General features: G+C 47.4%; 21 protein-coding genes. 2 read left to right on the top strand and 19 right to left on the bottom strand.

Translation table 11 applies throughout. From position 1 onward, the window contains the following. From KTH89_RS06605 to KTH89_RS06680, 16 genes are all read right to left on the bottom strand, one after another. The coding region (locus KTH89_RS06605; RefSeq protein ID WP_238721124.1) for a hypothetical protein at positions 1-189 on the bottom strand (189 nt) is incomplete at its 3' end. A 57-nt stretch (positions 190-246) separates the two neighbouring features. Beyond that, positions 247-1,521 carry an L-cysteine desulfidase family protein gene (locus KTH89_RS06610; RefSeq protein ID WP_408639958.1) on the bottom strand — a complete coding sequence of 425 codons (1,275 nt, stop codon included), beginning with the start codon at positions 1,519-1,521 and terminating at the stop codon, positions 247-249. Between the two features lie 81 nt (positions 1,522-1,602). Next, complete coding sequence (locus KTH89_RS06615) at positions 1,603-2,574, bottom strand: aldo/keto reductase (protein WP_238721126.1); 972 nt, start codon at positions 2,572-2,574, stop codon at positions 1,603-1,605. 9 nt (positions 2,575-2,583) lie between these two features. Beyond that, positions 2,584-3,660 carry a LacI family DNA-binding transcriptional regulator gene (locus KTH89_RS06620; RefSeq protein WP_158343774.1) on the bottom strand — a complete coding sequence of 359 codons (1,077 nt, stop codon included), beginning with the start codon at positions 3,658-3,660 and terminating at the stop codon, positions 2,584-2,586. A 234-nt stretch (positions 3,661-3,894) separates the two neighbouring features. Further along, positions 3,895-4,434, bottom strand: a complete 540-nt coding sequence (locus tag KTH89_RS06625; protein WP_158343772.1) for an L-2-amino-thiazoline-4-carboxylic acid hydrolase — start codon at positions 4,432-4,434, stop codon at positions 3,895-3,897. 107 nt (positions 4,435-4,541) lie between these two features. After that, positions 4,542-5,249, bottom strand: coding sequence for an ABC transporter ATP-binding protein (locus tag KTH89_RS06630; RefSeq protein WP_238721218.1), 708 nt, complete (start codon positions 5,247-5,249; stop codon positions 4,542-4,544). Further along, positions 5,242-6,030 carry an ABC transporter ATP-binding protein gene (locus KTH89_RS06635; protein WP_238721127.1) on the bottom strand — a complete coding sequence of 263 codons (789 nt, stop codon included), beginning with the start codon at positions 6,028-6,030 and terminating at the stop codon, positions 5,242-5,244. The genes KTH89_RS06630 and KTH89_RS06635 overlap by 8 nt, the downstream gene beginning before the upstream one ends. Further along, on the bottom strand, positions 6,030-7,076 hold the full coding sequence (locus KTH89_RS06640) for a branched-chain amino acid ABC transporter permease (protein ID WP_158343765.1): 1,047 nt from the start codon (positions 7,074-7,076) through the stop codon (positions 6,030-6,032). Before KTH89_RS06640 ends, KTH89_RS06635 begins: the two co-directional genes overlap by 1 nt. A 12-nt stretch (positions 7,077-7,088) precedes the next feature. Continuing rightward, a complete protein-coding gene (locus KTH89_RS06645) occupies positions 7,089-7,964 on the bottom strand; it encodes a branched-chain amino acid ABC transporter permease (RefSeq protein WP_158343763.1) in 876 nt (291 codons plus the stop codon). Between the two features lie 82 nt (positions 7,965-8,046). Beyond that, positions 8,047-9,291, bottom strand: a complete 1,245-nt coding sequence (locus KTH89_RS06650; protein ID WP_158343761.1) for an ABC transporter substrate-binding protein — start codon at positions 9,289-9,291, stop codon at positions 8,047-8,049. Positions 9,292-9,972: 681 nt separating this feature from the next. Further along, positions 9,973-11,577, bottom strand: a complete 1,605-nt coding sequence (locus KTH89_RS06655) for a DNA/RNA helicase domain-containing protein (RefSeq protein ID WP_238721128.1) — start codon at positions 11,575-11,577, stop codon at positions 9,973-9,975. Positions 11,578-11,767: 190 nt separating this feature from the next. Then, on the bottom strand, positions 11,768-12,574 hold the full coding sequence (locus KTH89_RS06660) for a hypothetical protein (protein WP_238721129.1): 807 nt from the start codon (positions 12,572-12,574) through the stop codon (positions 11,768-11,770). A 55-nt stretch (positions 12,575-12,629) separates the two neighbouring features. Continuing rightward, on the bottom strand, positions 12,630-14,054 hold the full coding sequence (locus KTH89_RS06665; RefSeq protein ID WP_238721130.1) for a sensor histidine kinase: 1,425 nt from the start codon (positions 14,052-14,054) through the stop codon (positions 12,630-12,632). Next, entirely contained in the window at positions 14,051-14,710 is a 660-nt protein-coding gene (locus KTH89_RS06670) for a response regulator transcription factor (protein ID WP_158343754.1), read from the bottom strand. Before KTH89_RS06670 ends, KTH89_RS06665 begins: the two co-directional genes overlap by 4 nt. A gap of 473 nt (positions 14,711-15,183) precedes the next feature. Then, positions 15,184-15,648, bottom strand: a complete 465-nt coding sequence (locus KTH89_RS06675; RefSeq protein WP_238721131.1) for a GNAT family N-acetyltransferase — start codon at positions 15,646-15,648, stop codon at positions 15,184-15,186. Between the two features lie 141 nt (positions 15,649-15,789). Further along, positions 15,790-15,978 carry a hypothetical protein gene (locus tag KTH89_RS06680; RefSeq protein WP_238721132.1) on the bottom strand — a complete coding sequence of 63 codons (189 nt, stop codon included), beginning with the start codon at positions 15,976-15,978 and terminating at the stop codon, positions 15,790-15,792. A gap of 1,307 nt (positions 15,979-17,285) precedes the next feature. Between KTH89_RS06680 and KTH89_RS06685 the strand changes: the two genes are divergently transcribed. Continuing rightward, positions 17,286-17,882: a recombinase family protein gene (locus KTH89_RS06685; RefSeq protein ID WP_238721133.1), complete on the top strand. Its 597-nt coding sequence runs from the start codon at positions 17,286-17,288 to the stop codon at positions 17,880-17,882. A gap of 216 nt (positions 17,883-18,098) precedes the next feature. After that, positions 18,099-20,228, top strand: a complete 2,130-nt coding sequence (locus tag KTH89_RS06690; RefSeq protein WP_238721134.1) for a hypothetical protein — start codon at positions 18,099-18,101, stop codon at positions 20,226-20,228. 164 nt (positions 20,229-20,392) lie between these two features. On the opposite strand, the gene KTH89_RS06695 is transcribed toward KTH89_RS06690, so the two are convergent. The 3 genes from KTH89_RS06695 to KTH89_RS06705 form a co-directional block, all read right to left on the bottom strand. Continuing rightward, complete coding sequence (locus tag KTH89_RS06695) at positions 20,393-20,707, bottom strand: type II toxin-antitoxin system RelE/ParE family toxin (protein WP_238721135.1); 315 nt, start codon at positions 20,705-20,707, stop codon at positions 20,393-20,395. Continuing rightward, a complete protein-coding gene (locus KTH89_RS06700; protein WP_238721136.1) occupies positions 20,704-21,012 on the bottom strand; it encodes a type II toxin-antitoxin system RelB/DinJ family antitoxin in 309 nt (102 codons plus the stop codon). The genes KTH89_RS06695 and KTH89_RS06700 overlap by 4 nt, the downstream gene beginning before the upstream one ends. Before the next feature lie 397 nt (positions 21,013-21,409). Beyond that, entirely contained in the window at positions 21,410-22,678 is a 1,269-nt protein-coding gene (locus KTH89_RS06705) for an L-cysteine desulfidase family protein (protein WP_238721137.1), read from the bottom strand. Between the last annotated feature and the right edge of the window lie 67 nt (positions 22,679-22,745).

Consider the following 22,745-nt stretch of genomic DNA (forward strand, 5'->3'; position numbering starts at 1 on the left):
CCGGGAACACATCACGTGTTCCTGGTGAATAGGCTCGGTTCCTGAACCCGGCTTTTCGATTTCACTTAGCGGGTGCCAGCGCAAGCCCTCCGCGCTCCCAGGGAGATACAAAAGAACCCGGCCGCCCGGAGCGTCCCCGGATACCATTCCCGGATACCGCCCGCGGTTCCAAGCCCTAAGCAGCGGCATACGAAGCCCCCAGGATGAACACTAAATTCGTGCGGCAGCAGCGCCAAACTAACGGTCTTAGGAATTAATCATCACATCCAGAATCACTTCATCCGTGATTCTCATGCCCTCCCGGGCAATCATCGCGACGCCCTCCACCGTATCGTTCACATCTTCCTTCACAATTCCTTCCCCCGGACTGAACGTCCGGCCACCAAACGTAAGGTTGATCGCCATCAGAGCCGCTTCCACGCTGGACGCGATCTTAGCGGCGCAGGAAGCCTTCGCCCCGTCGCACACGATTCCTGCCACATTAGCTAATGTATTTGTAACCACCGCGCCGATCTCTTCCACACCGCCTCCCAGCAGGTAGGCGATCCCGGCTCCCGCTCCCGCCCCGGCGCTTACTGCTCCGCAGTAGGCGGAAAGCCTTCCGATCTCCTTTTTCTGGTACACAGCGGTCAGATTGCTGATGCACAGGGCGCGGTACAGCTGTTCTTCCGTGGCTTTTAATTCTCTGGCATAGACGATAACCGGCAGCGAGACGGTCATCCCCTGGTTTCCGCTTCCCGAATTGATCACCACCGGCAGTTCGCATCCGCCCATCCTGGCGTCGGACCCCGCGGCCGGCATTGCTTTGGCCAGAGCGCTGACATTATCTCCGTACATCTTTATCAGCATCGCGCCCACATTGGCTCCGTAGGTATGTTTTAATCCATATTCCGCAATCGTGGTGTTATATTCTATCTGACGTTTCAGGATCGGTTTTACATCTTCGATCCGCACATTCCGGGCGAACTCGTAGATGGCCGGAATATTCAGGAAATCCATCTCCACTTCCGCTTCCATCTCTTCCTCGTCGTGAGGCACATCCAGCAGGACTTCCCCATTTTTTTCAATACGCACGATACCGGTGTGGGTGTGGATCACTTCCACTTTCGAGATCTGGTCCCCTTTTTGCATTTCCACGACAATATGCAGCTTCGCCGTGGAGTTCAGCAGCGCGGCGGTACAGATCCCCTCCTCCATCAGCTCTTTGGTACGCCTTCTGTGTTCTTCCGTTACCTTGCTCAACACTTCCAGTTCCAGGGAAGAGTCGCCTCCCACGGCCCCTATAATAGCCGCCGCCTCGATCCCCTTCAGGCCTCCGGTGGCAGGTACGACCACGCCCTTTACATTTTTTACGATATTACCGCTGCTGGAGACGGTGATCTTCTCAGGGAAATCGCCCAATACTTCCCTGGCTTTCGCCGACGCATAGGCTATGGCTATAGGCTCCGTGCACCCAAGCGCCGGAATCAGTTCCGTTTCCAATATTTCAATACACCCATGATAAATTCCCTGTTTCATAATTTCCTCCAGTGCCGCACTTGCTGCGGCTATATTCAGGTATGCGCTCTGCGCGTTCCTCCAGTGCCGCATTTACTGCGGCTCTTACTTAACCGGTTTCTGATTGGAATTCCCCAACTGTACTCTGCCCTCATCGGTCAGTGTGGCCCGATAGAGCTCATACCACTCTTCCCGGCTCAGCTCCACATTGCTGGCCGTGCAGATATCCTTAAGCCTCTCTTTGTTCGTAGTCCCGATCAGCGGCTGTATCTTTGCCGGATGCCGCAGTATCCAGGCTATAGCCAGCGCAGAGGGGGATACTCCCTTCTCCTCGCACATGCGGTCTACCGCCTGATTCAGGGCAGGATAATTGGGATCACCCATAAAGACGCCGCCGTAGAAGCCCACCTGGAACGGGGACCATGCCTGCGCCGTGATGCCCATCATCCGCATATAGGTAAGAACCGAACCGTTCCGGTCAATATTGTCTTTTTCGTTGAGTTTGATGGAATTCGTGGAATCGATCAATTCCGTGTGAGCAACGCTGAGCTGCATCTGATTGATGATAAGCTTCTGCTTCAGACAGGACTGCAGATAGGCAAGATCCATCATTTTAAAATTACTGACGCCGAAGTAGCGCACTTTACCGCTGGCCTGCAGGATATCAAAAGCCTCCGCGACTTCCTCCGGCTCGATCAAAGTGTCCGGGTGATGCAGCATATAGGTATCCAGATAATCTGTGTGAAGCCTCTGAAGGCTTCCGTCTACCGACTCCAGAATATGCTTTTTCGTGGTATCCAGGTACAGGGTCTTATCGGCATCCCGGATCAGTGTGCATTTCGATTGTATACGGATGCGGTTTCTAAGGCCGGGATTCCTGTCCAGGATTCTTCCGAAGACCAGTTCCGCGTCCCCGAAACCGTATACATCCGCGTGGTCAAAATAGTTGATTCCTTCTTCTACTGCCGTCAACACCAGGCTTTCCGCTTCTTCAAAGGGAATCCGGCAGTCTCTCATACATCCAAGCGCCAGCTCGGACGCGTTCATGGCACCATTACCGATCGATATCTGTTTCATCTTAGCCTCCTACTCGATGATCATAGTGCCCAGACTTTTTTTAGCTGATTTCAAGGTGGATTCGCGGATCACGACTTCCGTCTGTATGGGTAATACTTCTCCTTTCACCGCTTCTCCCTTCGGATTCCGTATACGTTCCAGCAAAAGTTCGGCGGCCGCCCGGCCATATTCATATTTTGGCATACTGATGGTGGAAATCGCCGGAGACGACACCGCGGACAAGGCCACACAGTCATTTCCGATCAAAGCGATGTCCTCCGGAATCCGGATTCCCGCTTCCTTACAGGCATAGAGCGCTCCCACCGCCATCTGGTCGTTGGACGCGAACACCGCGTCGATCTCTTTGCGCTTCATCAGCAGTTCCTTCATGCAGCGATATCCTTCCAGAACCTCGAAGCGCCCGCAGATGATCAGTTCTTCGTCTATTTCCAGACCCTCTTTTTGCAGCGCCCGCTTATAACCGTTCAGCCTCTGCTCCGCCATGGGGGAATTCTCCGGCACGGATATATAGGCAATGTGTTTTCTTCCGATTTCCGTCAAATGCATAACCGCCTGATAGGCCAGCTCGTCATGGTCCACCACGACGCTGTCCACATACGGATTCAGGCACGGGACTTCCAGCTGTACCACCGGGATATTGATATCCTTTTTCTTAAGCCTGCTTAAAGACTTCAGATAACCTTCGGTTTTCTTATCCGCGCGGGATACGGAAGGGACCAGGATAATGCCGTCGATCCATTGATGCACCAACGTTTTTACCATCTTCATCTCTTCCTCCACGCTGTCCTCGCTCTCCAGCACGTGGACACTGTAGCTGTTTTCCTTGCAGACGTCGCTGACCCCTTTTATCAAATCAATATAGAAGTTCCTTTTTAAGGAAGTAACGATCAGCGCAATCGTATCGGTCTTGGCATTCTTCAGCGTACGGGCAATGGGATTCGTCGTATACCCGATCTGATGCGCCGCGTCCAGCACCCGTTCCTTCAGTTCGTCGCTGACTCCGGCCGAATTATTTAACACCCTTGAAACTGTCGCGATTCCGACATTCGCCAGTCTGGCCACATCTTTGATTCCTACTTCACTCATTTGTATGTACTCCCTATTTCCATCATTTTCCCCAATCTCTCCTTAAGATCCGTTATCCTTATCAAGTGCAGGGCAGCCAGTCTTCTCCCAAGATTTGGCTCGATTATACTATTATAGCATATTCTTCTGTTTGGGAATAGCGGTGCACATATTTCTTCGATCCGCTCTGCGAAAGGAGTTTACCCCTTCCGCAGCAGGCGGTGAGTCACGAAGAGAAACTCTTTTTATCCGAAACTAAACAATTGTTTTTTCTTTTAATTTTTCAATCTTGAAATCACAGTATTCGCAGCCTTTTTTGGCGCTGGTGCATAACCAGGTTCCCTGCAGATCTAACGCGTTGGCATGTCCATAGTCCCCGTAGCTGGCGATATCGCACAGATATTCCACTTCTTCAGGCTCAAGTCCCATATTCTCCCAGCCCTGTACCAGAGCGCATTTGCCCGCCATACGTACGGTAGCGTACTCATCCGTCTCGTCGCAGATGCAGTTTCCAACCGCCAATGTGTTGGAAACCCCGTTGCAGGATACCAGGAATTCCGCCATGCCTTTGGGATTGCCGTCGCTGCCCGCTCCGCATCCGGACGCCGCTTTGTGCTCGCCGTATGCATATAACGCTTTTTTCGCGTACAGGTCAAAAAGTTCCCTGGGCATTACTTTGTAGAAAAATCCCAGATATCTGGCCCGGTCTTCCAGCGCGGATTCGATCATCTTACGCACTTCTTCGTATGTATAGTTATCCTTTTTGTTGTACTGTACTCTTTCTTCGTTTGTCATGGTTCATTCTCCTTTTTTTCCATTATGATTGCCTGTTTTACAAGGCATACGGGTACGCCCTCCGGGCGCTTCCCTCATTTATATGCAAATCCGTGATGCCGCCGCTGTTATGCGGAACCCAGATAAGCCTTCCGTACATCATCATTGGTCTGCAGCGCTTTCGCGGAGTCGCTTAAGGTAACCCTTCCTGTCTCCAGCACGTAACCTCTGTCCGCGATCTGCAGGGCCATATTGGCGTTCTGTTCGATCAAAAGAATCGTCACGCCGGTCTTATTAATCTTCACAATTAACTCAAATATCATTTCCACCAGGTTCGGCGCCAGTCCCATGGACGGCTCATCTAACAGAAGCAGCTTCGGCTTGCTCATCAGTGCCCTGCCGATAGCCAGCATCTGTTGTTCTCCGCCTGAGAGCGTACCGGCGGACTGTTTTCTTCTCTCCTTGAGCCTGGGGAACAGATCATACACTTCCTCATAGGAAGCGGCGATCTCTTTTTTATTTTTGCGGGTGAAAGCCCCGATCTGAAGGTTATCCTGAACGCTTAAGCCTCCGAATACTTCACGGCCTTCCGGAGACACGCCGATTCCAAGCCTGGTGATGTTGCAGGATTTCATCTTCGTAATATCCTGTCCGTTGAAGATGATGCTGCCGCTGGACGCGGGCGCAGTGCCGGTAATACTGCTGACCGTGGTACTCTTCCCGGCCCCGTTGCTGCCGATCAGCGTTACGATCTCGCCTTCGAGCACTTCCAGGCTCACGCCTTTGAGCGCGTGGATACTCCCGTAATACGTATGTATATCATGAATCTCAAGCATCTTGTTCGGCATCTTTTTCTACACCTCCACTCCCGAGATAAGCGCGGATTACCTGCGCATCCCTTGCGATTTCTGCGGGAAGCCCTTCTGCGATCTTTCTGCCGTGGTCGATCACGTAGATCCGGTCGGAAATGTTCATAACCACGCTCATATCATGTTCGATCAGCAGTATGGTGTGCCCGTTCTGTCGGAGTTTCAGAATAAATTTCATCAGCTCCTCTGATTCCTGAGGATTCATGCCCGCGGCCGGCTCATCCAGGATGATCAGCTTCGCGTTGGTGGCAATCGCCCGGGCGATCTCCAGTTTTCTCTGCATTCCGTAGGGAAGATTCTTCGCATAGTTGTTGATCTGATCCCCTAATTCCAGGGACTCTAACAGATCAATCGCTTTCTGGGCCGCCTCTTTTTCCGCTTTCCTGAATTTTTTCGTTCGGAAGAGCAGATCCAGGAAATTATACTGTATGTTAATGTGATCCCCCACCAGAACGTTTTCAATTACCCGCATCGTGGGAAACAGACGGATATTCTGGAAGGTACGGGCCATTCCGGCCTTGACGATCTCCCGGGGCGCCTTGTTCTGAATCTCTTTCCCCTCAAATTCGACGGTACCCTTGTTCACCTTATAGACGCCGGTCAGCATGTTAAAGATCGTAGTCTTACCTGCGCCGTTGGGGCCTATGATACTGACGATCTCCCCTTGATTCACTTCAAAACTGACGTCCTCTACAGCAATCAGACCGCCGAAAACCTTTGTAATCTCATTTACCTTTAACAACGCCATTATCCCACCTGCTTTCCTTTGCTGCCTTCCTTCCGGGCCTGTAGCGCCTTCGGAAGTGTCACTCCCCGCGGAAGCTTATAGGGCTTTTTGCTTAAGCCGCCCATAAGGCCCTGGGGCCGGAAGCGCATCATGAGGATCAACAGCAGTCCGTATACTACGAACCGGTAATCCGCCAGCGCACGCAGCACCTCGGGGAAGGAGATCAGCAGTATCGAGCCGACGATCATACCCGGTATGGAACCCAGGCCTCCGAAGATCACGATACACAGTATTGTCATGGAGATATCAAAGTTGAAGGAGTTGGCGTCGATATAGCGGTTCATGGACGCGTAGAACGCTCCGGCCATACCTGCCATGGCCCCGGACAGGATAATCGTCTGTACCCGGTATTTGGCCGTATTGACTCCCATCAGCTTCGCGGCCAGCTCATCTTCCTTGATGGCGATCACCGCACGTCCGAACTTGGACTTTAACACTGCCAGGCTCACCAGTACCGCTATGGTAACTAGAACTAACATCAGCCAGTAGAAGCCTCCGTTCGAGGTGGTGAATTCCCAGCCGAACAGGCTTGGCCGCGGGATATTCCGCACTCCCAGCGGTCCGTTGGTAACACTGTTGAAGTTGAGGATAATCATTTCCACCACTTCGCCGAAAGCCAGCGTGATAACTGCCAGATAAGAACCGGAGAGCCGCATCGTAGCGATACCCAAAACCAGCCCGCCGATCGCTCCTCCGATAATTCCAAAAATTAATGTGATCCAGAAGGGCCATCCCAGTTTCGATCCCAAAAGGCCCGAGAAATATCCGCCCAGGCAATATAGCGCCGCATGTCCCATGGAAGTCTGTCCCATATAGCCCGCGATCAGGTTCAGGCTCATGGTCAGAATCGCGTAGATTCCGATCAGGCACAGCACCCTTAAGAAATACTGGCTTTTGAATAAGAACGGGACTAAGATCAGGACCAGATAAAGCACCGGGATCACTATTTTTTTCTTTGCATCCAGGAAATCCGTAAACTTCGCATAGATTTCACCTAGTATTTTCATAGCTTTCCTCCCTTAGACTTTATCAATATTATCTTTGCCGAACAGCCCCGACGGGCGGATCAGCAGTACCAGGAACAACACCACATAGGCGATGGCGCTTCGGAAGCTTCCGCCTAAGAACGCTACGGCCAGGGCCTCCGCCACACCTACGACGATACCGCCCACGACCGAGCCATAGAGCACGCCGATTCCTCCCAGAACCGCGGCCGAGAAACCCTTGAGGCCCGCGTCCGTACCCATGGTACAGTAGACCATCTGGTAATAACCGGATACCAGTACGCCGGCTACCGCCGCGCACATACCGCTTAAGAAGAAGGTGAAGGTCACGACCTTTTTCACGTCGATCCCCATTAAGTTAGCGGCTTTTGAATTTTCTCTGGAAGCTCTCATAGCCAGTCCGATCTTGGTCTTGTTCACGATGATTGTCAGGATGACCAGGAATACCAGAGCGATTAAAAACATCATGATCTGCGCGCTAGTCAGCGTCACGCCGAATATCTCCACATTCCCGAAGTCGAAAAGCTTGGGAAATGTTTTTTTCGTACTGTCAAAGCAAATCATTAACATGTTCTGTATAATATAGGATACGCCTATGACGGAGATCAGGCAGGTAATATTGGGCGCGTTTTTCGCCCGAAGCGGCGCCAGGATCACACGGTCCATCGCCATACCCAGCAGACCGGTCATAAGAATCGAGAATACAAATGCCGCCGGCATACCCCACTGCATGGCCACCGCGAACAGGGCCATATGCGCTCCGAATGCAAAGATCGACCCGTGCGCCATATTCAAAAGTCTGAGAATACCGAATACCAGGGAATAACCAACCGCGATCAGCGCATATACCATCCCCAGCATAACACCGTTTAAAATCTGTTCGAGTAGCAAGCTGCCACCTCCATATCTCACTTAATCCCTGCCCGGCGGCGGTCACTATGCCGCGCCGCCGGACAGCTGCTGTCATACCGGGTTATTTGATGTGCTCTGCTTCCCAGTCTGCCTGGCTTTTCAATACATCCGGGATTTCCACATATTTTCCGTCTTCGATCTCCAGAAGAACCTGCTCTTTCAGACAGTTTCCTTCCTCATCGAAGGTAATTTTTCCGGTTACACCCTGGAAATCCGTGTTCGGAAGATTTTTCACAATGTCCGCTCTCTCGGCGGAGTTTCCGGCTTCGATGGCGTACAGGATCGCGTTGGTGGCGTCATATACCTGAGCCGCGAAGGTACTGGGGTTGGAGCCGTAAGCTTCCTCGAATTTCTTGGCAAAGGACTGGATAGCCGGGTCTTCACTTTCATAGAAGAAGCTGGTTCCTAATACTACGCCGTTGGCATCTTTACCGGCCAGTTCGATGAATTCCTGGGAGAAACATGCTGCGGACATAACGAATTTTACATCTTTGTCTTTTTCTCTGTACTGCTGGATGAACGGTGCGGTAGCGGAGTAAGGGCCGGAAGAATAGATGGCTTCCACGCCTGCCTGCTGGAACTTGGCAACCGTAGCGGTAAAGTCAACGGTTCCGTCTTCATACAGCTCTGCCAGTACCAGTTCTCCGCTGTACTGGTCGCCGTAGCGCTCCAGCATATCCTGGATTGCGGTGGTAACGGCTACGCCTGCGTCATTGTTCGGGTTGATGGTTCCGATCTTCTTAACGCCCAGGTAGTCCATGATCTGAAGCATGGTGTTCGCGTCCGTGGTGTAGATGGCGTTATTACGGAAGATGCAGTCGCCGACTTTCGCGAAATCCATATGGGCGGCGGAACCGTTGATTAACGCAATCCCGGATTCCTGATAAACCTCTCCGGCCGTCATTCCGACACCGCTTGAGAAATGTCCGAGTACCGCGCTGATGGAGCTGTCGCCTACGATCTTTTCCGCTATGGAAGCGGCCTGCTCGCTGGAGTTGGCATCGTCAAAGTCTACCAGTTTGATCTTTCTGCCGATGACTCCGCCTTTTTCATTCCATTCGTCTACCGCGATCTGCGCTGCGGTCTTCATGCTCTTACCGTACTCCGCGTTGTCTCCGGTCTGGGGGCCTACGAATGCCAATGTGATGTCCTCTTTGCTGTTGTCCGCGGCCTGGGTGGTATCCGCGTCTTTACTGCTGCTTCCGGCTTCCGCCTGGGTGCTTTCTGATTTTTTGTCACCGCAGCCTGTCAAAATGGAGGCAGCCATGACCAGGGTAAGTAATAGGCACATACTCTTCTTTTTCATCGTTTGTTCTCCTTCTCCTGAATGGTTTTTCGTGGTTGTTTCTTATTTCTTTTGAATAGGGGCACTTGACGGCTGGCTTTTGGCCGTTTCTGTGCAATCTATGAAAAATAGTCTGCGAAGGTTTATGGAACGCTGCTATTTTTCATGTAGCTTCGGCTATGTGATGTCCGGCGGCAGGGCGTCAGACTTGCTCGGAAACGTTTTCAACCGTGGGCAAAAAAATATTGGGATTTTCACTTGTTTTGTTTGCCTGGTTAGGTAATTGAACCCGGGCGGACCCAATTTTTTGCGGTTTATGACACTTTTTAACATTTTTCCGCAGAAAATAATCCTTTTTCTCTTCCAAATACAGCGGATCTGCCGTGTTTTTCCGGAATGTCATAGCTCTTTAGCTGATGCTGTTATTATATAATTCTTGAAAACGATTGTCAATATATGGATGTGATTTCATCGCCAATTCTTGCATTTTTAACGAATTTATTATAGTATTTTTGTGCATTATGCTTTCTTTTTTGTTAATTTTAGAGAGATGGCTCTTATGTTTAAGAAAACGTTTCCCAACGTTTGGACATATTTCTTCTGTTCCGAATAAAATAATAGATTTTTCCAGGTTATCGTATCGCTATATTATATTCTAAGTTGAAGATACTTTTTCAGCCTTGTCCTTCTGCCGGGAATTTTTCAAGACCATGTATCTATGAACTGTTCCATGTATTTCTTCAATGCCGGGTCGCAGATGTAGAGATAAGTCCCCCGTATACCGCGGGTCAGCAGTACGTAATAGATATTCTTAATGTAGGTATCCAATTCTTCCTCCGTAGCCGTCGCTTTCCCGTTTCTGTCGAAGTAATTTGATTTGTCGATTACCACCTTTTTGTTTTCGGGATCGTATTTGATATCATTTCCCAGGATCACAAACGCATAGTTCAGGTCATAGCCCTGGATGGAATGGATGCAGCCTACCTCCTCAAGGGCGGTCTCACTGTGAACCCAGTTTTTGGTACGGTTATTCCACATGCGCTCGGAATTTTCAATCCTGATATCTTTTATGGACTTATCTTTTTTGCTTTTCCAGGGCCACGCGTAACCGGCAACCATTCTGCACAGGTTGACCGCGCTTTCCTTTTCTGTCAGCAGTTGTTCGAAGTCGGCAAAAGAGTCTACGATCTTCAAGTCATAACCCGGGAAGGACTGCTTTTTCGTCAGGTTATTGTGCAGAAGATCTTTTATGTATTTAATGTAATTGCTGCCGCCCTTGACCCGCATCTGGCTGGTCAGAGTGTGGTAGGTCACCATTCTGTTCCGGAATCTTTGATTCATCGTGCGGCTCATAAGCTCCATGCTAATACCGGAGGGGCCCACCACCTGATCGCTGTCGTAGAAAAGGATCGGACAATCTGTCTGGTGGAATATCCAGTCTAATTCCGTAGCGTTTTGCGGAAGATTTAATTTCTGGTTATTACCGTCGTGGGAGCCCATGTTAGGGATATTTTTACGCTGGTGCAGACGATGGGCCTCATCTACCAGCAGGATGTCGTATCTTTCTTTTGTCACATCGGACGGGCCTAAAACTTCGGACGCTTTCAGGCCTTCGATATGGCTGAACAGGGTTTTAATTGTGGCCCGCAGAGAGGTCTGGGGGATCACGATGCCGATCTTTTTATGGCGGTAAGGGGCATTTCCGTGCTCGTCTGTATAGTCCCGCAGGTATTTGAACAGGAAGACCGCCACTATGGTCTTGCCGCTGCCGGGCATGCCCTGCACGATGATCGGATGCCGGCAGTTGTTCTGAAGGCTGTCGAATATGGCGTCTACAGCCGTGCGCTGGTCGTCGGTGAGTTCTTTGTAGGGGGAATATTTGAAAAGGTCTGAGTTTTTTATTTCAGCAATGTTCTTTCGGACCAGTTTTTTGGCGCGGAGCTGGTTCCACAGGTTCGGAAAATAATTGTCGTAGTATTGTTTATTATAATAATCTTTGTTGGCAATTCCACGGTTGTCGTTGGTCAGAATGAACGTTTCATCCGCGGCCATCAGCTGGATGAGCTGGGATTCGAAATCTAAAGTCACGGATTTGTTGAATTCGTCGGAATAGATGAAGTGCACGTCTTTGAATATCTTTTTGTCCCGTGTGTTTTTATGCTGGGACATACGGGTGGTGACGTCGTTGGATTCGCCTATGTAGGCTTTTCTTCCGTTTTCCAAGATGTATAGCATGGGCCAGTTGTGGAAGTGATGTTGGGGGCCGTAGGAATCGGCGCCGAATTGTTTGTCTGTGATTTGGAACATGTTCTCCCTCTCCCTGGATGGTTGTTAGGCGGTTTATTTATTCATTATACTTTTCTCCCATTCTATTGTAAAGAAAATCCGCCTCGTTTTCCTCGTTGAACTTACCTCGTATTGAGTACCTAGAAAAAGCACCGGCAGAGATCGGTTTACCGAAATCTGCCGGCGCTTTCCTATCAGACGAATTACAACATCATCCCAATCCGGAGCCTTCCTCCATAGGTTTTATAATGATCTCCGCCTGCTTTCTGCTCATATATTCAAAATGCTCCACCTTTCCCGCATAAGTGTCAACCGCCACTTGAACAGCCCCATCTTTTCCATTTCCATAGGTCAAAACCGTTCTCGAATCCGCAATAATTGTAGCGCCCATGAAATCAAGTTTGCCGTCTGCGATCATCTCGTGGGACTTCAGAAATTCTTCCGCAGCTCTTTTTGATTCCTCAACATTCAGCGGAACCTCTGATACCTCCCAGCCCATATAGCTTAAATACAGACCGTCTATTTCTTTATCCTTCGTAAACGTCGCATAAAATTGAGGCCGCATTTTTTCCTTTATCTCCGGCAGCGGAAAACCATCCGGCCCGATGCTGCCGTCCGCCCGAAGAAGTTCGTAATTCTCCGGAACGCTAAAGTCAACGCTATAGCTGCCTTCTAAATCTTCAAAAGGGTCAAAAGCGTAGACATTAACGTCAAATTGTGACGGATCTACGGTTACATCAAAATACTTCTCGAATCCTTCCACTGCCGCCTGTATAAGCTTCGGATCATCCTTCTCGCAAACAAAATCTGAATGAATGACCAATTCGGGCTCAGCTTCCGCATCCAAACCGTGTCCTGCATTGTCATCCGCCGCAGCTGTATGATACTCCTGCTGTATTACCTGCCCCGTCGTGTCGCGGTTGGCAGCGGCCTCTGCCGGTTTGCCGCCTCCTGTCAATGTCATAGCCAAAGCCGCCGCAATAATAAATTCTCCAAAAATCAAACCTTTCTTGAGCAAAACTAATACCTCCTTACTAATGTTGTTGTTATTTGTAACAATTATTATGATAAGTTCAGTTTGTATCCTGTTTGTAACATGGAAAAATTATTTTGACCAGAGTGCCTTTCCCCTCTTTGCTCTCCAGAACGATACCGGCCTTATGTATCTTAACAATATCGGCGCAGATCGACAGACCAAGCCCTATCCCGCTGTTCTTTCTGTTTCTGACCTTATCCGCCATATAAAAGCGTTCGAACACTCTCGCTTTATCTTCTTCCGGAATACCTTTTCCTTCATCTTCCACCTCTAAAATCACGCTGCTCTCCCCGGTATGGCTCCGCAAATAAATGCTGTCTCCATGCTCGGATGCTTTTTGGGCATTATCCAGCAGATTGGAAATAAGAATCAGGAGCAATTCCCGTTCTCCCAATATAACAGCGTCGGAATCGGGCATCGTACATTTTAATTCCGTTTCAAACGCGGCTGCTTCAAACCTTCCCGCAGCCTCCATCATGATAGTTCTTAAATCACAGGGTATTAATTCAAAAGAGTGCCGTTCCAAAAACACCAGATCCATCATAAACCGGGACAGCTTCTCAATCCTCTTCCCCTCCCGGAAAATCCGGTCCGCCAGCTCCTGTGTTTGTTCTTCCCCGCCGGGAGCGGAGCGCAGCAAGTCCGCGTATCCGATCACCGACGTCAAAGGCGTGCGCAGCTCATGGGTGAAATTATCCAGAAAACGCTGCTGCTCCTTTGCCTTATTCTCTAATTCAAGGATTGTTCTCTCGACCGCATCCGCCATCTCATTATAGCTGCCGGCCAGCTCCGCCACCTCATCCCTGGCGTGAATACGGACTCTCTCTTTATAATTCCCCTTTCCGATCTTCTTCACAGATTCTGTCAGCACGCGGAGTGTTTTCGTCAAATGCCGGATCATAAAATACATTCCTCCGGCCATAATCACCGATATGACCGCGCAAAGCTTCAGAAAATAAGAGTATTGATTCTTCCGGTCGGAGTAAATACCGCTGATATCCCGTATATAGGTATTCGTTAAATTTCTGTTTCTCAGAGGTATCTGATTAGTCAGAATTAAATATTGCCTGGAGCCAGATTCTTGTATCCTATACTCTGCAACGCCGCTTCCGCCTTCTCTGCCGGCGCCGGCAGCCGGCAGCGTCTCGTCCAGATTGCTGTACATGATTTGATCCTCATCCCGGATCTCTAAATAGATGCCTCTTGAATTTATCCGGCTGTCCAGATATTCCGTGATATAGTCCTTATCTCTCGCCCCCTCTATTCTGGATTCCTTGGCGCGGTTGAGCATGACATATCTCAAGATTCCCGATGAAATTCCGGTCTGTTCGTCAGCCGACTGGCGAAGCGCCTGTTCGAATGCTGTATTTTTGTTATTTTCAATCATCAGAATTCCGGCAATCCAGAAAGCCAGTAGAAAAAAAGAGAGGGAACAGATGCACATTTTCTGCCATAATCTCATTCATCCACCTCCAGCCGATAGCCTATTTTCCTGACGGTAATAATGGACGTCTCCAGGCCGAGCTTCTTTTTCAGCCTTTGTACATGCAGGTCTACGGTTCTGCTCTGCCCGTCGTATTCACCGCCCCAGACTTCCTCATATATCCGGTCCCGGTATAGAGCGATATTCCGATTGCGCACGAACAGGAGGAGAAGTTCCATTTCCTTCATGGTTAATTCTACTTTCTGTCCGGCTTTTTTGACGGTTCTGGAATCTATGTCGATTTCCATATCGGCTATCGTTATCCGGCTCTTCCCTTTGTGATAACGCCGCAGGACGCTTTCCACTCTGGCTGTGAGTTCCGCCATTTCGAATGGTTTCGTAATGTAATCGTCCGCTCCCAGTTTCAGTCCTTTTACTTTGTCTTCCAGACGTGTTTTGGCAGTGATGAAGATTACCGGGGTATGGAATTCTTTTATGTATTCCATCAGCTCGTATCCGTTGATTTCCGGCAGCATGATATCCAGGAGAATCAGATCGTATCTTTTTTGTTCTATCGCATCGGCCGCGGCTTGGCCATCATGTATACATTCGCAATCGTAGCCTGCTTTTGACAGGGCCAGATTGATGTAATCTGCTATGTATTCTTCGTCTTCTATGATTAATATTCTTATCATTTGGTATCCGCCTCCTGATGTCCTGATGTTTTCGTCTTGCTTTTTTACTCGTGCACGCTCACTGGTGTACTTTTCCTGGTATTGGTAAGTATGCATCTTGTTTGTATCAGACTTGTATCATTTGGGACTGTTGTTGGATGGGCTGAGGTGTTGGGGTGGCCGGGTTGTTGGATGGTTGATTTATTTTCATAATCAATCAAAAACCCTACTGATTTTCTTATTCTTGAAAATCAGTAGAGTTTTCTATTATGAGAGTATTTTTTTGTAATTATGGAAACATAGTTAGCGGTACAAGGCTTAAGTTTTTTCTGCTGTCTATATGATGCGCGGCTTATTATTCTATGATACTATGGTGCGACTATACGATTTATAAAATATGATTCTTCTCTTTAAGTAGTTCTCGATTGTTTACATCTTAGTATCTATTGATTGGTTGGAGTGTCTGGATAATGCATCATATACGGACTTGTGCATCAATCAACCCTCAACTTTTTCTCCATAATTTCATAAACAAGCTTAACATCATTTTCCAACTCACAAATTCCATGTTTCACTGTTTTATATCCTCTGTGCTCGTATATTAGTACCCCCGGAAGCGACGCATCTAAGCTAACGGTATCATAGTTTTTTATAATTTCCGCTTCTAAATGGTTCATAATCTGCGAACCGTAACCTTGCTTTTGATAATGGGGCAGCACATATACTCCTGTGATATGGTTCCTTTCGTAGCAGCCTGTTCCGGCAATAGTATTGCCGTCTGTTATGACTCCCATGTTGCCGGATAGTATACCATCCAAAATATGTTCCGTGCTATGGTGTTGACAGAAGAAATCTACTACCTCTTTAGGGTAATACTTGGGATATATTGATTGTATGGTGGTATGGAGAACGTTGCGGATTGCATCCGCCATGTCTAGAGTTGCTGTGATATATTCCATGCTTATCCTCCCAATATACTGTTTGGTTCGTTTAATATTTTTCTATTATATATTAAATTAATTATATTCAGCAAGGCAATATGTAATTGGCTCACTAATCGTTTCCCTGTTACGCTAAGGATGCGCTGCCTTATCCGGGGATTACTTCTTTCTTAATTCTTCGGATTCATTTTCTTCTTCATCAAGTTCCCGAACCTGTGCATCACCTGTTCCAGAAAGTGCTTCAAGAATCTTGGCTATCTCATTTTGGGCTATGGGGCCTGAGCCCAAGGACAGACACACCATTAGGGTGAGAAATAGTTTATATATCTTTGCTTTCATTGCTTTCATTCTTATTCCTCCTATTCAAGCTCTGATATGCTTCATTTTTGTAATAAGTATGAGTATGTGGTCTATACTTGCTGCTTCATTGCATACGAAAAGGAAGCCATTGTTTGATTAAAAATGGCTTATATCCACTAACTCATTTGCATTGATTTGAATAGGAGTTGATTCAATGATCCAGACGCACCTTCTGATTAATTAATGTCCATCTGTCAGGCAATAATATAAATAAGGTGTAAAAGAGAAAAAGAAAATCTATGATAATAAAAAGAAGCAGACTGGTATCTTTTGGGATAGCTGGGATTATGAGTATTGAGCTTATATTTTTCGTTATAGATTCATTAAAAGAATTGTCTTTGGGCGTAAATGAATCCTTTAAATAGGTAGTATTCGCTCTGTGTTCATTGGCAGTAATACTTTCTGAAGTTGGCCATACCTCATTTACTGTTGTCTTATCTATGAATTCATAAAGATTATACGAGCTGCAAAAGAACACATTCAGCGTTAAGCATATGGCAAAAAGAAGCATGCTGAATAAAAGTATAATACGAGATATGGAATTGTTCTTATTATTTATTTCCATTACATGTTCCTTCTTGGTTTCCGCTGGGACCAATGTGATCAAGGCTGCATTGGTTTTGATTTTATATCTTGAGTTGCCGGAAAATTCTATTTGTTGGTCTAAGTATAGCATAGTACTACATAGATTTACTACAAGAAAGAAGGGGCACAACTCTCCAGCGTGACAAGTATGTTAAGAGCAGAGGGAAAATGGGCATAAGGTGAACGTGAGACATTCGGAAAAATCCGGCTGTCTTTTTTTGCCTCAATAACCGCATACTGTAAATGAAGCGGGAGAAACACGACCATGTTAAGAATACGACAAATGATCAGATCAGTATCCGGCATATTAGTAATGGAGTTTTAAAAGACGACAGGAGTGGAAAAGCAGTGGCCTCGTCCGGACGGATGATGGCGGCAAATGGTTCGAAGCAACAAGCACAGCAGGCCTGACAAGGCTGTGCGGCAATCCCGTCAAGAACTGGAGAGCCAACCGACACGGCAAACCTCGTAAGCGCAGTTTGGTATTTTGCGGAGTCAAAATACTCTCCGTGTGACGGAACGGGAGTAAAATGACGCGATGGTAAGAGAAACAGCAGTTTACCCGCGCTTTTGCCATGACATACAATGGGGATAACCGCGTCATTCAACCAGGCTTTGACGGATGGAGCCAGCCCTTTTGCAGAAGGATGGCTCCATTTGTTTTTTGTCTCCTTGTCCGGCATATTTAAGTTGGAAAGGAGGTGAATGTTATGGATTTCGGCTATATACGGGTATCCAGTACAGACCAGAATGAGGACAGGCAGCTTGTGGCCCTGCGCGGGAAAGGAATACCGGACAATCGGCTGTACATAGATAAGCAGTCCGGGAAAAACTTTGATCGTCCCAAATACAAGCGGATGGTGAGAAGATTAAGACAGGGCGACCTCCTATATGTCCTGAGCATTGACCGGCTGGGGAGAAATTACAAGGAGATACAGGAACAATGGCGGTTGCTGACCCAGGAAAAGGGCGTGGATATCTATGTTCTTGACATGCCATTACTCGACACCCGGCAGGGAAAAGATTTGATGGGAACCTTTATTGCCGATCTGGTCTTGCAGATATTGTCTTTTGTGGCCCAGAACGAACGGGAGAACATACGCAAACGGCAAGCTGAAGGGATTGCGGCGGCCATGGCAAGGGGCGTGAAATTCGGCAGGCCGCCATATCCCCTGCCGGAGAATTTCCACGAGGTGCATAAGGCATGGCGGGACAAAAAAATGACACTCCGGCAGGCGGCGGAGGCCTGCGGAATGCCGGTCGGAACCTTCTATGCAAAAGCGGTCAAATTTGAAAATACCAATTAAATGAAACGTTTGCTGAATTTGCAAAAGTCTACTTTTGCAAATTTCAACGCATATATATATTAATAAAAATTATACAACAAAAAGCCTGATGTTTCAATTATTTTCCATATGCTTGCCTCTATTTCCCACCATGCTTTTTCCGCTTTGCAAAAGTAGACAAATGCAAACCGGCCTGTGCAAAGGGCAGGAAACGGAAACACGATAGGAGGAAAACAGATGAGAAGAGTAAAAAAAGCATGGGCTTTGTTATTATGCCTTTGCACGGCAATATCGCTCATGCCGACACCAGCATTAGCGGCAGGAATACCGGAGGATTGGGACGGCACAGTGGACACCTCATGGTATGATCCGGGAAGCCCGAATCAAAGTTATGAGATTGCTTCAGCTGCCCAGCTCGCAGGACTGGCAGAGCTTGTCAATGAGGGGAATGATTTCAGTGGCACGACGTTTACACTGACGACCGACATCAATCTCAACGATAAAGAGTGGACGCCCATCGGCAAGGGATATATGGATTGGGGAACCGGGGAAACCAGTCTGGGCTTTTCCGGTACTTTTGACGGCGGCATGCATACCGTCCAGGGATTATGCGTCACCGTCAATTCCGCCGCTTCCAATGACGGATATATCCTTGGCGGCGCAGCATTATTCGGTTATCTCCTTACAGGGACGGTAAAGAACCTCACGGTGAAGGGAAACGTCAGTGTGCAGGATTTCGGCCCCATAAACGCTCCTATGGGAAATAATGCCGGCATCGTAGGATTTAACGGTGGCGGTATTGTGGAAAACTGTATCAATTATGCAGCTGTCACCGGCTATTATACCGGCGCTGGTATCGTGGCTTACAACACCGAAGGAACCATCACCAAATGTACCAACTATGGAAATATCACTGCCCGTACCGGTACGGCCGGAAGTATTACCGGCGGAATTGCGGGCTATGCAGATGGCAGCAGTCTTTCTTTGTGCCATAATGCCGGTACCGTTACTTATGTTGGCACGGCAGGCGCTGGTTCTGTAGGCGGTATCGTCGGTGTTGGGGATGCCCCTCAAAATACGATTCAAAACTGTTATAATTCCGGTACCGTCTCCACCAACTGGAACGAGACATGCGGCGGTATCATTGGCAGCGCATCTTCAGTAGATATCACTGGTTGCTATAATTCCGGTACCGTCTCCAATTCTGCCAATGCAGCGAAGTGCGGTGCAATCGGCGGGAGTGTTGGTACAGGTTCTTTCATTGCAAACAGTTATTATTTAGACGTTTCCTGTGGACAGGGATATGCTGCAAGCAGCAGCGTCGAGCCTGAAAATGCGAATATCACCGCAAAGACGGCTGAAGAATTAAACGACGCGGACTTTCTTAACATACTCAATCAGTCAAACCCTGTCTGGGGCATTGCGAATGGTGTCGATTATCCAGTATTCCTTTTCACCATTCCGGCCGATTATACCGCTGTTGATAAAGCACTTTTGAAGATTCCGTCCGATATGGGCATTTACACCGACGCGACGGTAAAATCGGTAAACGATGCAGTCAATGCGGTAATTCGGGGGAAATTTGCTGATGAACAGGCTACGGTTACTAAATACGCCACTGCAATCGGGGAAGCCATCGCCGGTCTTATATACAAGGACGCCGACTATTCCGCCGTGGATCGCGCCATCGCCAAAGCAAATGCTCTCAACAAAGGCGACTATAACGATTTTTCCGCCGTGGAAGCCGCTGTTAATGCCGTTGTCAGGAACAAAAACATTACTGAGCAGGATGAAGTAAACAATATGGAAAATGCTATCGAGAAGGCCATCGCCGGTCTTATATACAAAGACGCCGACTATTCCGCCGTAGATAATGCCATCGCTAAAGCGAACTCCCTCAACAAAGGCAATTACACAGATTTTTCCGCCGTGGAAGCCGCTGTTAATGCCGTTGTCAGGAACAAAAACATTACTGAGCAGGACGAAGTAAACAATATGAAAAATGCTATCGAGAAGGCCATCGCCGGTCTTATATACAAGGACGCCGACTATTCCGGCGTGGATGATGCCATCGCTAAAGCGAACTCCCTTAACAAAGGCGATTACACGGATTTTTCCGCCGTGGAAGCCGCTGTTAATGCCGTTGTCCGGAACAAGAACATCACTGAGCAGGACGAAGTAAACAATATGGCTCGGGCCATCGAAGATGCTATAAATAGATTGGTTAAAAAGACAACGCCTACCAGCAGTCCCCAGACGGGTGATACCAGTAAGCTGACTTTTTGGTTTGTCCTGTTTATCCTTTCAAGCGCCGGACTGACGGGAACCGTCCTATATAACAATAACAAGAAGCGTAAGACAAACTGATTTATTTCCCCCACTATGCGAAACCGGCTCCCCTTTCTGGAGTCGGTTTTCTTATTCCTACCCAATATCCGTCATACCGATTGTATGGGACAATGCCTCAAATACAATACAAACAGCCGGACTAAATCTCTGATGTATGATTTTTCAGAATGAAAGTGATCTTTTTATCCTTTTAATCGTTTCTCAATATCTGATGCACTATATAATACATCGGTCACTGTGACCTTTTCTTCCCGAATCACATAAAAAACCGTATAATTATCAACCAGCATTCTTCGAATCTCTTTTGAATGTTCTGGTTCAGAATCCATAATAGAAAAACGGTCTGGGAACTTATCTAATTTTAATATTGCATCGGCAATGCGATTATATTGCCCAATTGCATTTTCTGGTGACATTAAGTTGAACGCAATGTAATGATATAATTGTTCCATATCGGCCAATGCTTCATCTGTAATCTCTATCGTATATTGTATCATACGCCATGGTTCTCCCTGAATTTTGCAAATGCATTCGCTGCATTCTGTACTCTACCAGCTTCAATATCGTCATAGCCTTTTTTTAGTTTTGCATGAAGCTGCTCGTCTGTCATCAGATCAGCGTTAATTTCATCTGGTGCTTTTGGTAATGTTACAGCAAATGGAATACCTCCCGTCAATGATATCTGGTTCAAATACATATCGATTGCCGTTGACATTGGCACGCCAAGTCTTGATAAAACTGATTCTGCACGTTCTTTTACGATTGGATTAACTCTTAAATTCAATGTAGCTGTTTTTTCCATAAGTCAAACTCCTCCTATTAATATTATTGTAACGCAAACGTCGTTACTTATCAAGAAATAATTGTACTATGCTAACTAGATCTTATAATCACAATTCAAATTATACCGTGTATATATTGTTTCATAAGAAACGGGTATCATACGGGCTACTAATCCTTAAAAAATTCGTTGTATTCCACATCAAACAATACTTGTAACGCTTTCAAGTTACTGGCTCTGATATTTACAGTCCTCCCATTAACTTCATATAAAAATTTATGCTTAAATGCCATAAAGAAAACTCTCTTCTAAGCAAACAAGTTTTTATTCTTTCACTTGTCTACCCAGAAGGGAGCATACTCTTTAAACTTCGCTGTGGGTTCTAACAGCACCGGCAAACCCAGGCCAAACAACTTCCTTATTTCCCTATCATAATATTGAGAATTTCAATGTCAGTATCCGCCATACCCACTCGCCCAATACGGCCGATATTTGCAATCGTCTGATCAATATCTTCCTCAACAAATCCTTCCCCATGTGCAAATGCAAATCCGTCTTTTGCAAGCATATAACTCATAAGAGCCGTATCAACCGCGCTCCGGATCTTGGATGCACAACTGGGTTTTGCTCCGTCACAAATCATACCGCCGATGGTGCCCACCGAATTAATGACCGTTTTGCAAATCACCTCGAAACTCTCATCGTACAGATACGCCACGCCACAGGCTGCTCCGGTAGCCGCACTGACAGCACCGCAATAGGCAGAAAGGCTTCCAATATAACGTTTCTGATTCAAAGCGACCAGATTAGACAACACAAGAGCCCGAACCAGTTTTTCATGGGAAACATGAAGCTCCCCGGCATAAACAATAACCGGCATGGAAACAGTCACTCCTTGATTACCGCTTCCCGAGTTAATCACAACCGGCAGTGGACAGCCTCCCATACGCGCATCTGACCCGGCTGCGGCATAAGCAGCCGCACGAAATTTCACATCATTGCCATAATTTTTAATAACTTCCGAACCGACATTAACTCCCCAGTTCCTTTTAATGCCTTCTTCCGCAATCGCCGTATTCATCTCAATCTGCCGATTAATAATTTCGCATACATCTTCCATACGAACCTGATTTGCAAAATCATAAATATCGCACATATTGAGCAAAGTTTTATCGCCATTCACCTCAGACTGTGTCTCATCACTTTTTGTATAAATAATCTCTCCATTATGCTCAATCTTAGTAATATTCGTATGATAAGACCGGATTTCAACTGCTGCACATTTGCTGCCTTTTCTGACTACGCAATAGATATATAAATTTTCTTCTCCCTCACGAAGGTGAACAGAACAAATCCCCCTCTCAATAAGTTCGCTGGTTTTTTGGCGGTGTGCATCATTTATCTCACTTAAGACCTCCAGTTTCTTATCGGGTTGTCCTCCTACCGCCCCCAATACCGCTGCAACATCAACCCCTTTTTGACCGCCTGATGCCGGAACTGTTACGCCTTTTACATTTTTAATAATATTGCCGCTGCAGGTTACGTCTATTTTATCGGGCAATTCACCCAAAACCTGACGCGCTTTCGCCGCAGCATATGCCACAGCTATCGGCTCCGTGCATCCGAGCGCAGGAAACAACTCGTTTGCAAGTATGGCAACATAATTTTCGTACAGCATTTTATTCATGATTCTAATCCTTTCTGACTGTTAATGTACAAGAAATTGAAATGCACCGCATGCGGCAATAATGACC

Origin of the sequence: Diplocloster agilis (assembly GCF_019042275.1) — a bacterium.
GTDB classification, from domain to species: Bacteria; Bacillota; Clostridia; order Lachnospirales; family Lachnospiraceae; genus Diplocloster; species Diplocloster agilis.

Excerpts from the sequence above, each read along its gene's own strand:
- KTH89_RS06615 (WP_238721126.1), bottom strand. The coding sequence starts at position 2,574 with ATGAAACAGATATCGATCGGTAATGGTGCCATGAACGCGTCCGAGCTG.
- KTH89_RS06700 (WP_238721136.1), bottom strand. The coding sequence starts at position 21,012 with ATGGAAAAAACAGCTACATTGAATTTAAGAGTTAATCCAATCGTAAAA.
- KTH89_RS06665 (WP_238721130.1), bottom strand. The coding sequence starts at position 14,054 with ATGAGATTATGGCAGAAAATGTGCATCTGTTCCCTCTCTTTTTTTCTA.
- KTH89_RS06685 (WP_238721133.1), top strand. The coding sequence starts at position 17,286 with ATGGATTTCGGCTATATACGGGTATCCAGTACAGACCAGAATGAGGAC.
- KTH89_RS06695 (WP_238721135.1), bottom strand. The coding sequence starts at position 20,707 with ATGATACAATATACGATAGAGATTACAGATGAAGCATTGGCCGATATG.
- KTH89_RS06675 (WP_238721131.1), bottom strand. The coding sequence starts at position 15,648 with ATGGAATATATCACAGCAACTCTAGACATGGCGGATGCAATCCGCAAC.
- KTH89_RS06705 (WP_238721137.1), bottom strand. The coding sequence starts at position 22,678 with ATGAATAAAATGCTGTACGAAAATTATGTTGCCATACTTGCAAACGAG.
- KTH89_RS06625 (WP_158343772.1), bottom strand. The coding sequence starts at position 4,434 with ATGACAAACGAAGAAAGAGTACAGTACAACAAAAAGGATAACTATACA.
- KTH89_RS06690 (WP_238721134.1), top strand. The coding sequence starts at position 18,099 with ATGAGAAGAGTAAAAAAAGCATGGGCTTTGTTATTATGCCTTTGCACG.
- KTH89_RS06655 (WP_238721128.1), bottom strand. The coding sequence starts at position 11,577 with ATGTTCCAAATCACAGACAAACAATTCGGCGCCGATTCCTACGGCCCC.
- KTH89_RS06620 (WP_158343774.1), bottom strand. The coding sequence starts at position 3,660 with ATGAGTGAAGTAGGAATCAAAGATGTGGCCAGACTGGCGAATGTCGGA.
- KTH89_RS06650 (WP_158343761.1), bottom strand. The coding sequence starts at position 9,291 with ATGAAAAAGAAGAGTATGTGCCTATTACTTACCCTGGTCATGGCTGCC.
- KTH89_RS06635 (WP_238721127.1), bottom strand. The coding sequence starts at position 6,030 with ATGGCGTTGTTAAAGGTAAATGAGATTACAAAGGTTTTCGGCGGTCTG.
- KTH89_RS06680 (WP_238721132.1), bottom strand. The coding sequence starts at position 15,978 with ATGAAAGCAATGAAAGCAAAGATATATAAACTATTTCTCACCCTAATG.
- KTH89_RS06630 (WP_238721218.1), bottom strand. The coding sequence starts at position 5,249 with ATGCTTGAGATTCATGATATACATACGTATTACGGGAGTATCCACGCG.
- KTH89_RS06640 (WP_158343765.1), bottom strand. The coding sequence starts at position 7,076 with ATGAAAATACTAGGTGAAATCTATGCGAAGTTTACGGATTTCCTGGAT.
- KTH89_RS06670 (WP_158343754.1), bottom strand. The coding sequence starts at position 14,710 with ATGATAAGAATATTAATCATAGAAGACGAAGAATACATAGCAGATTAC.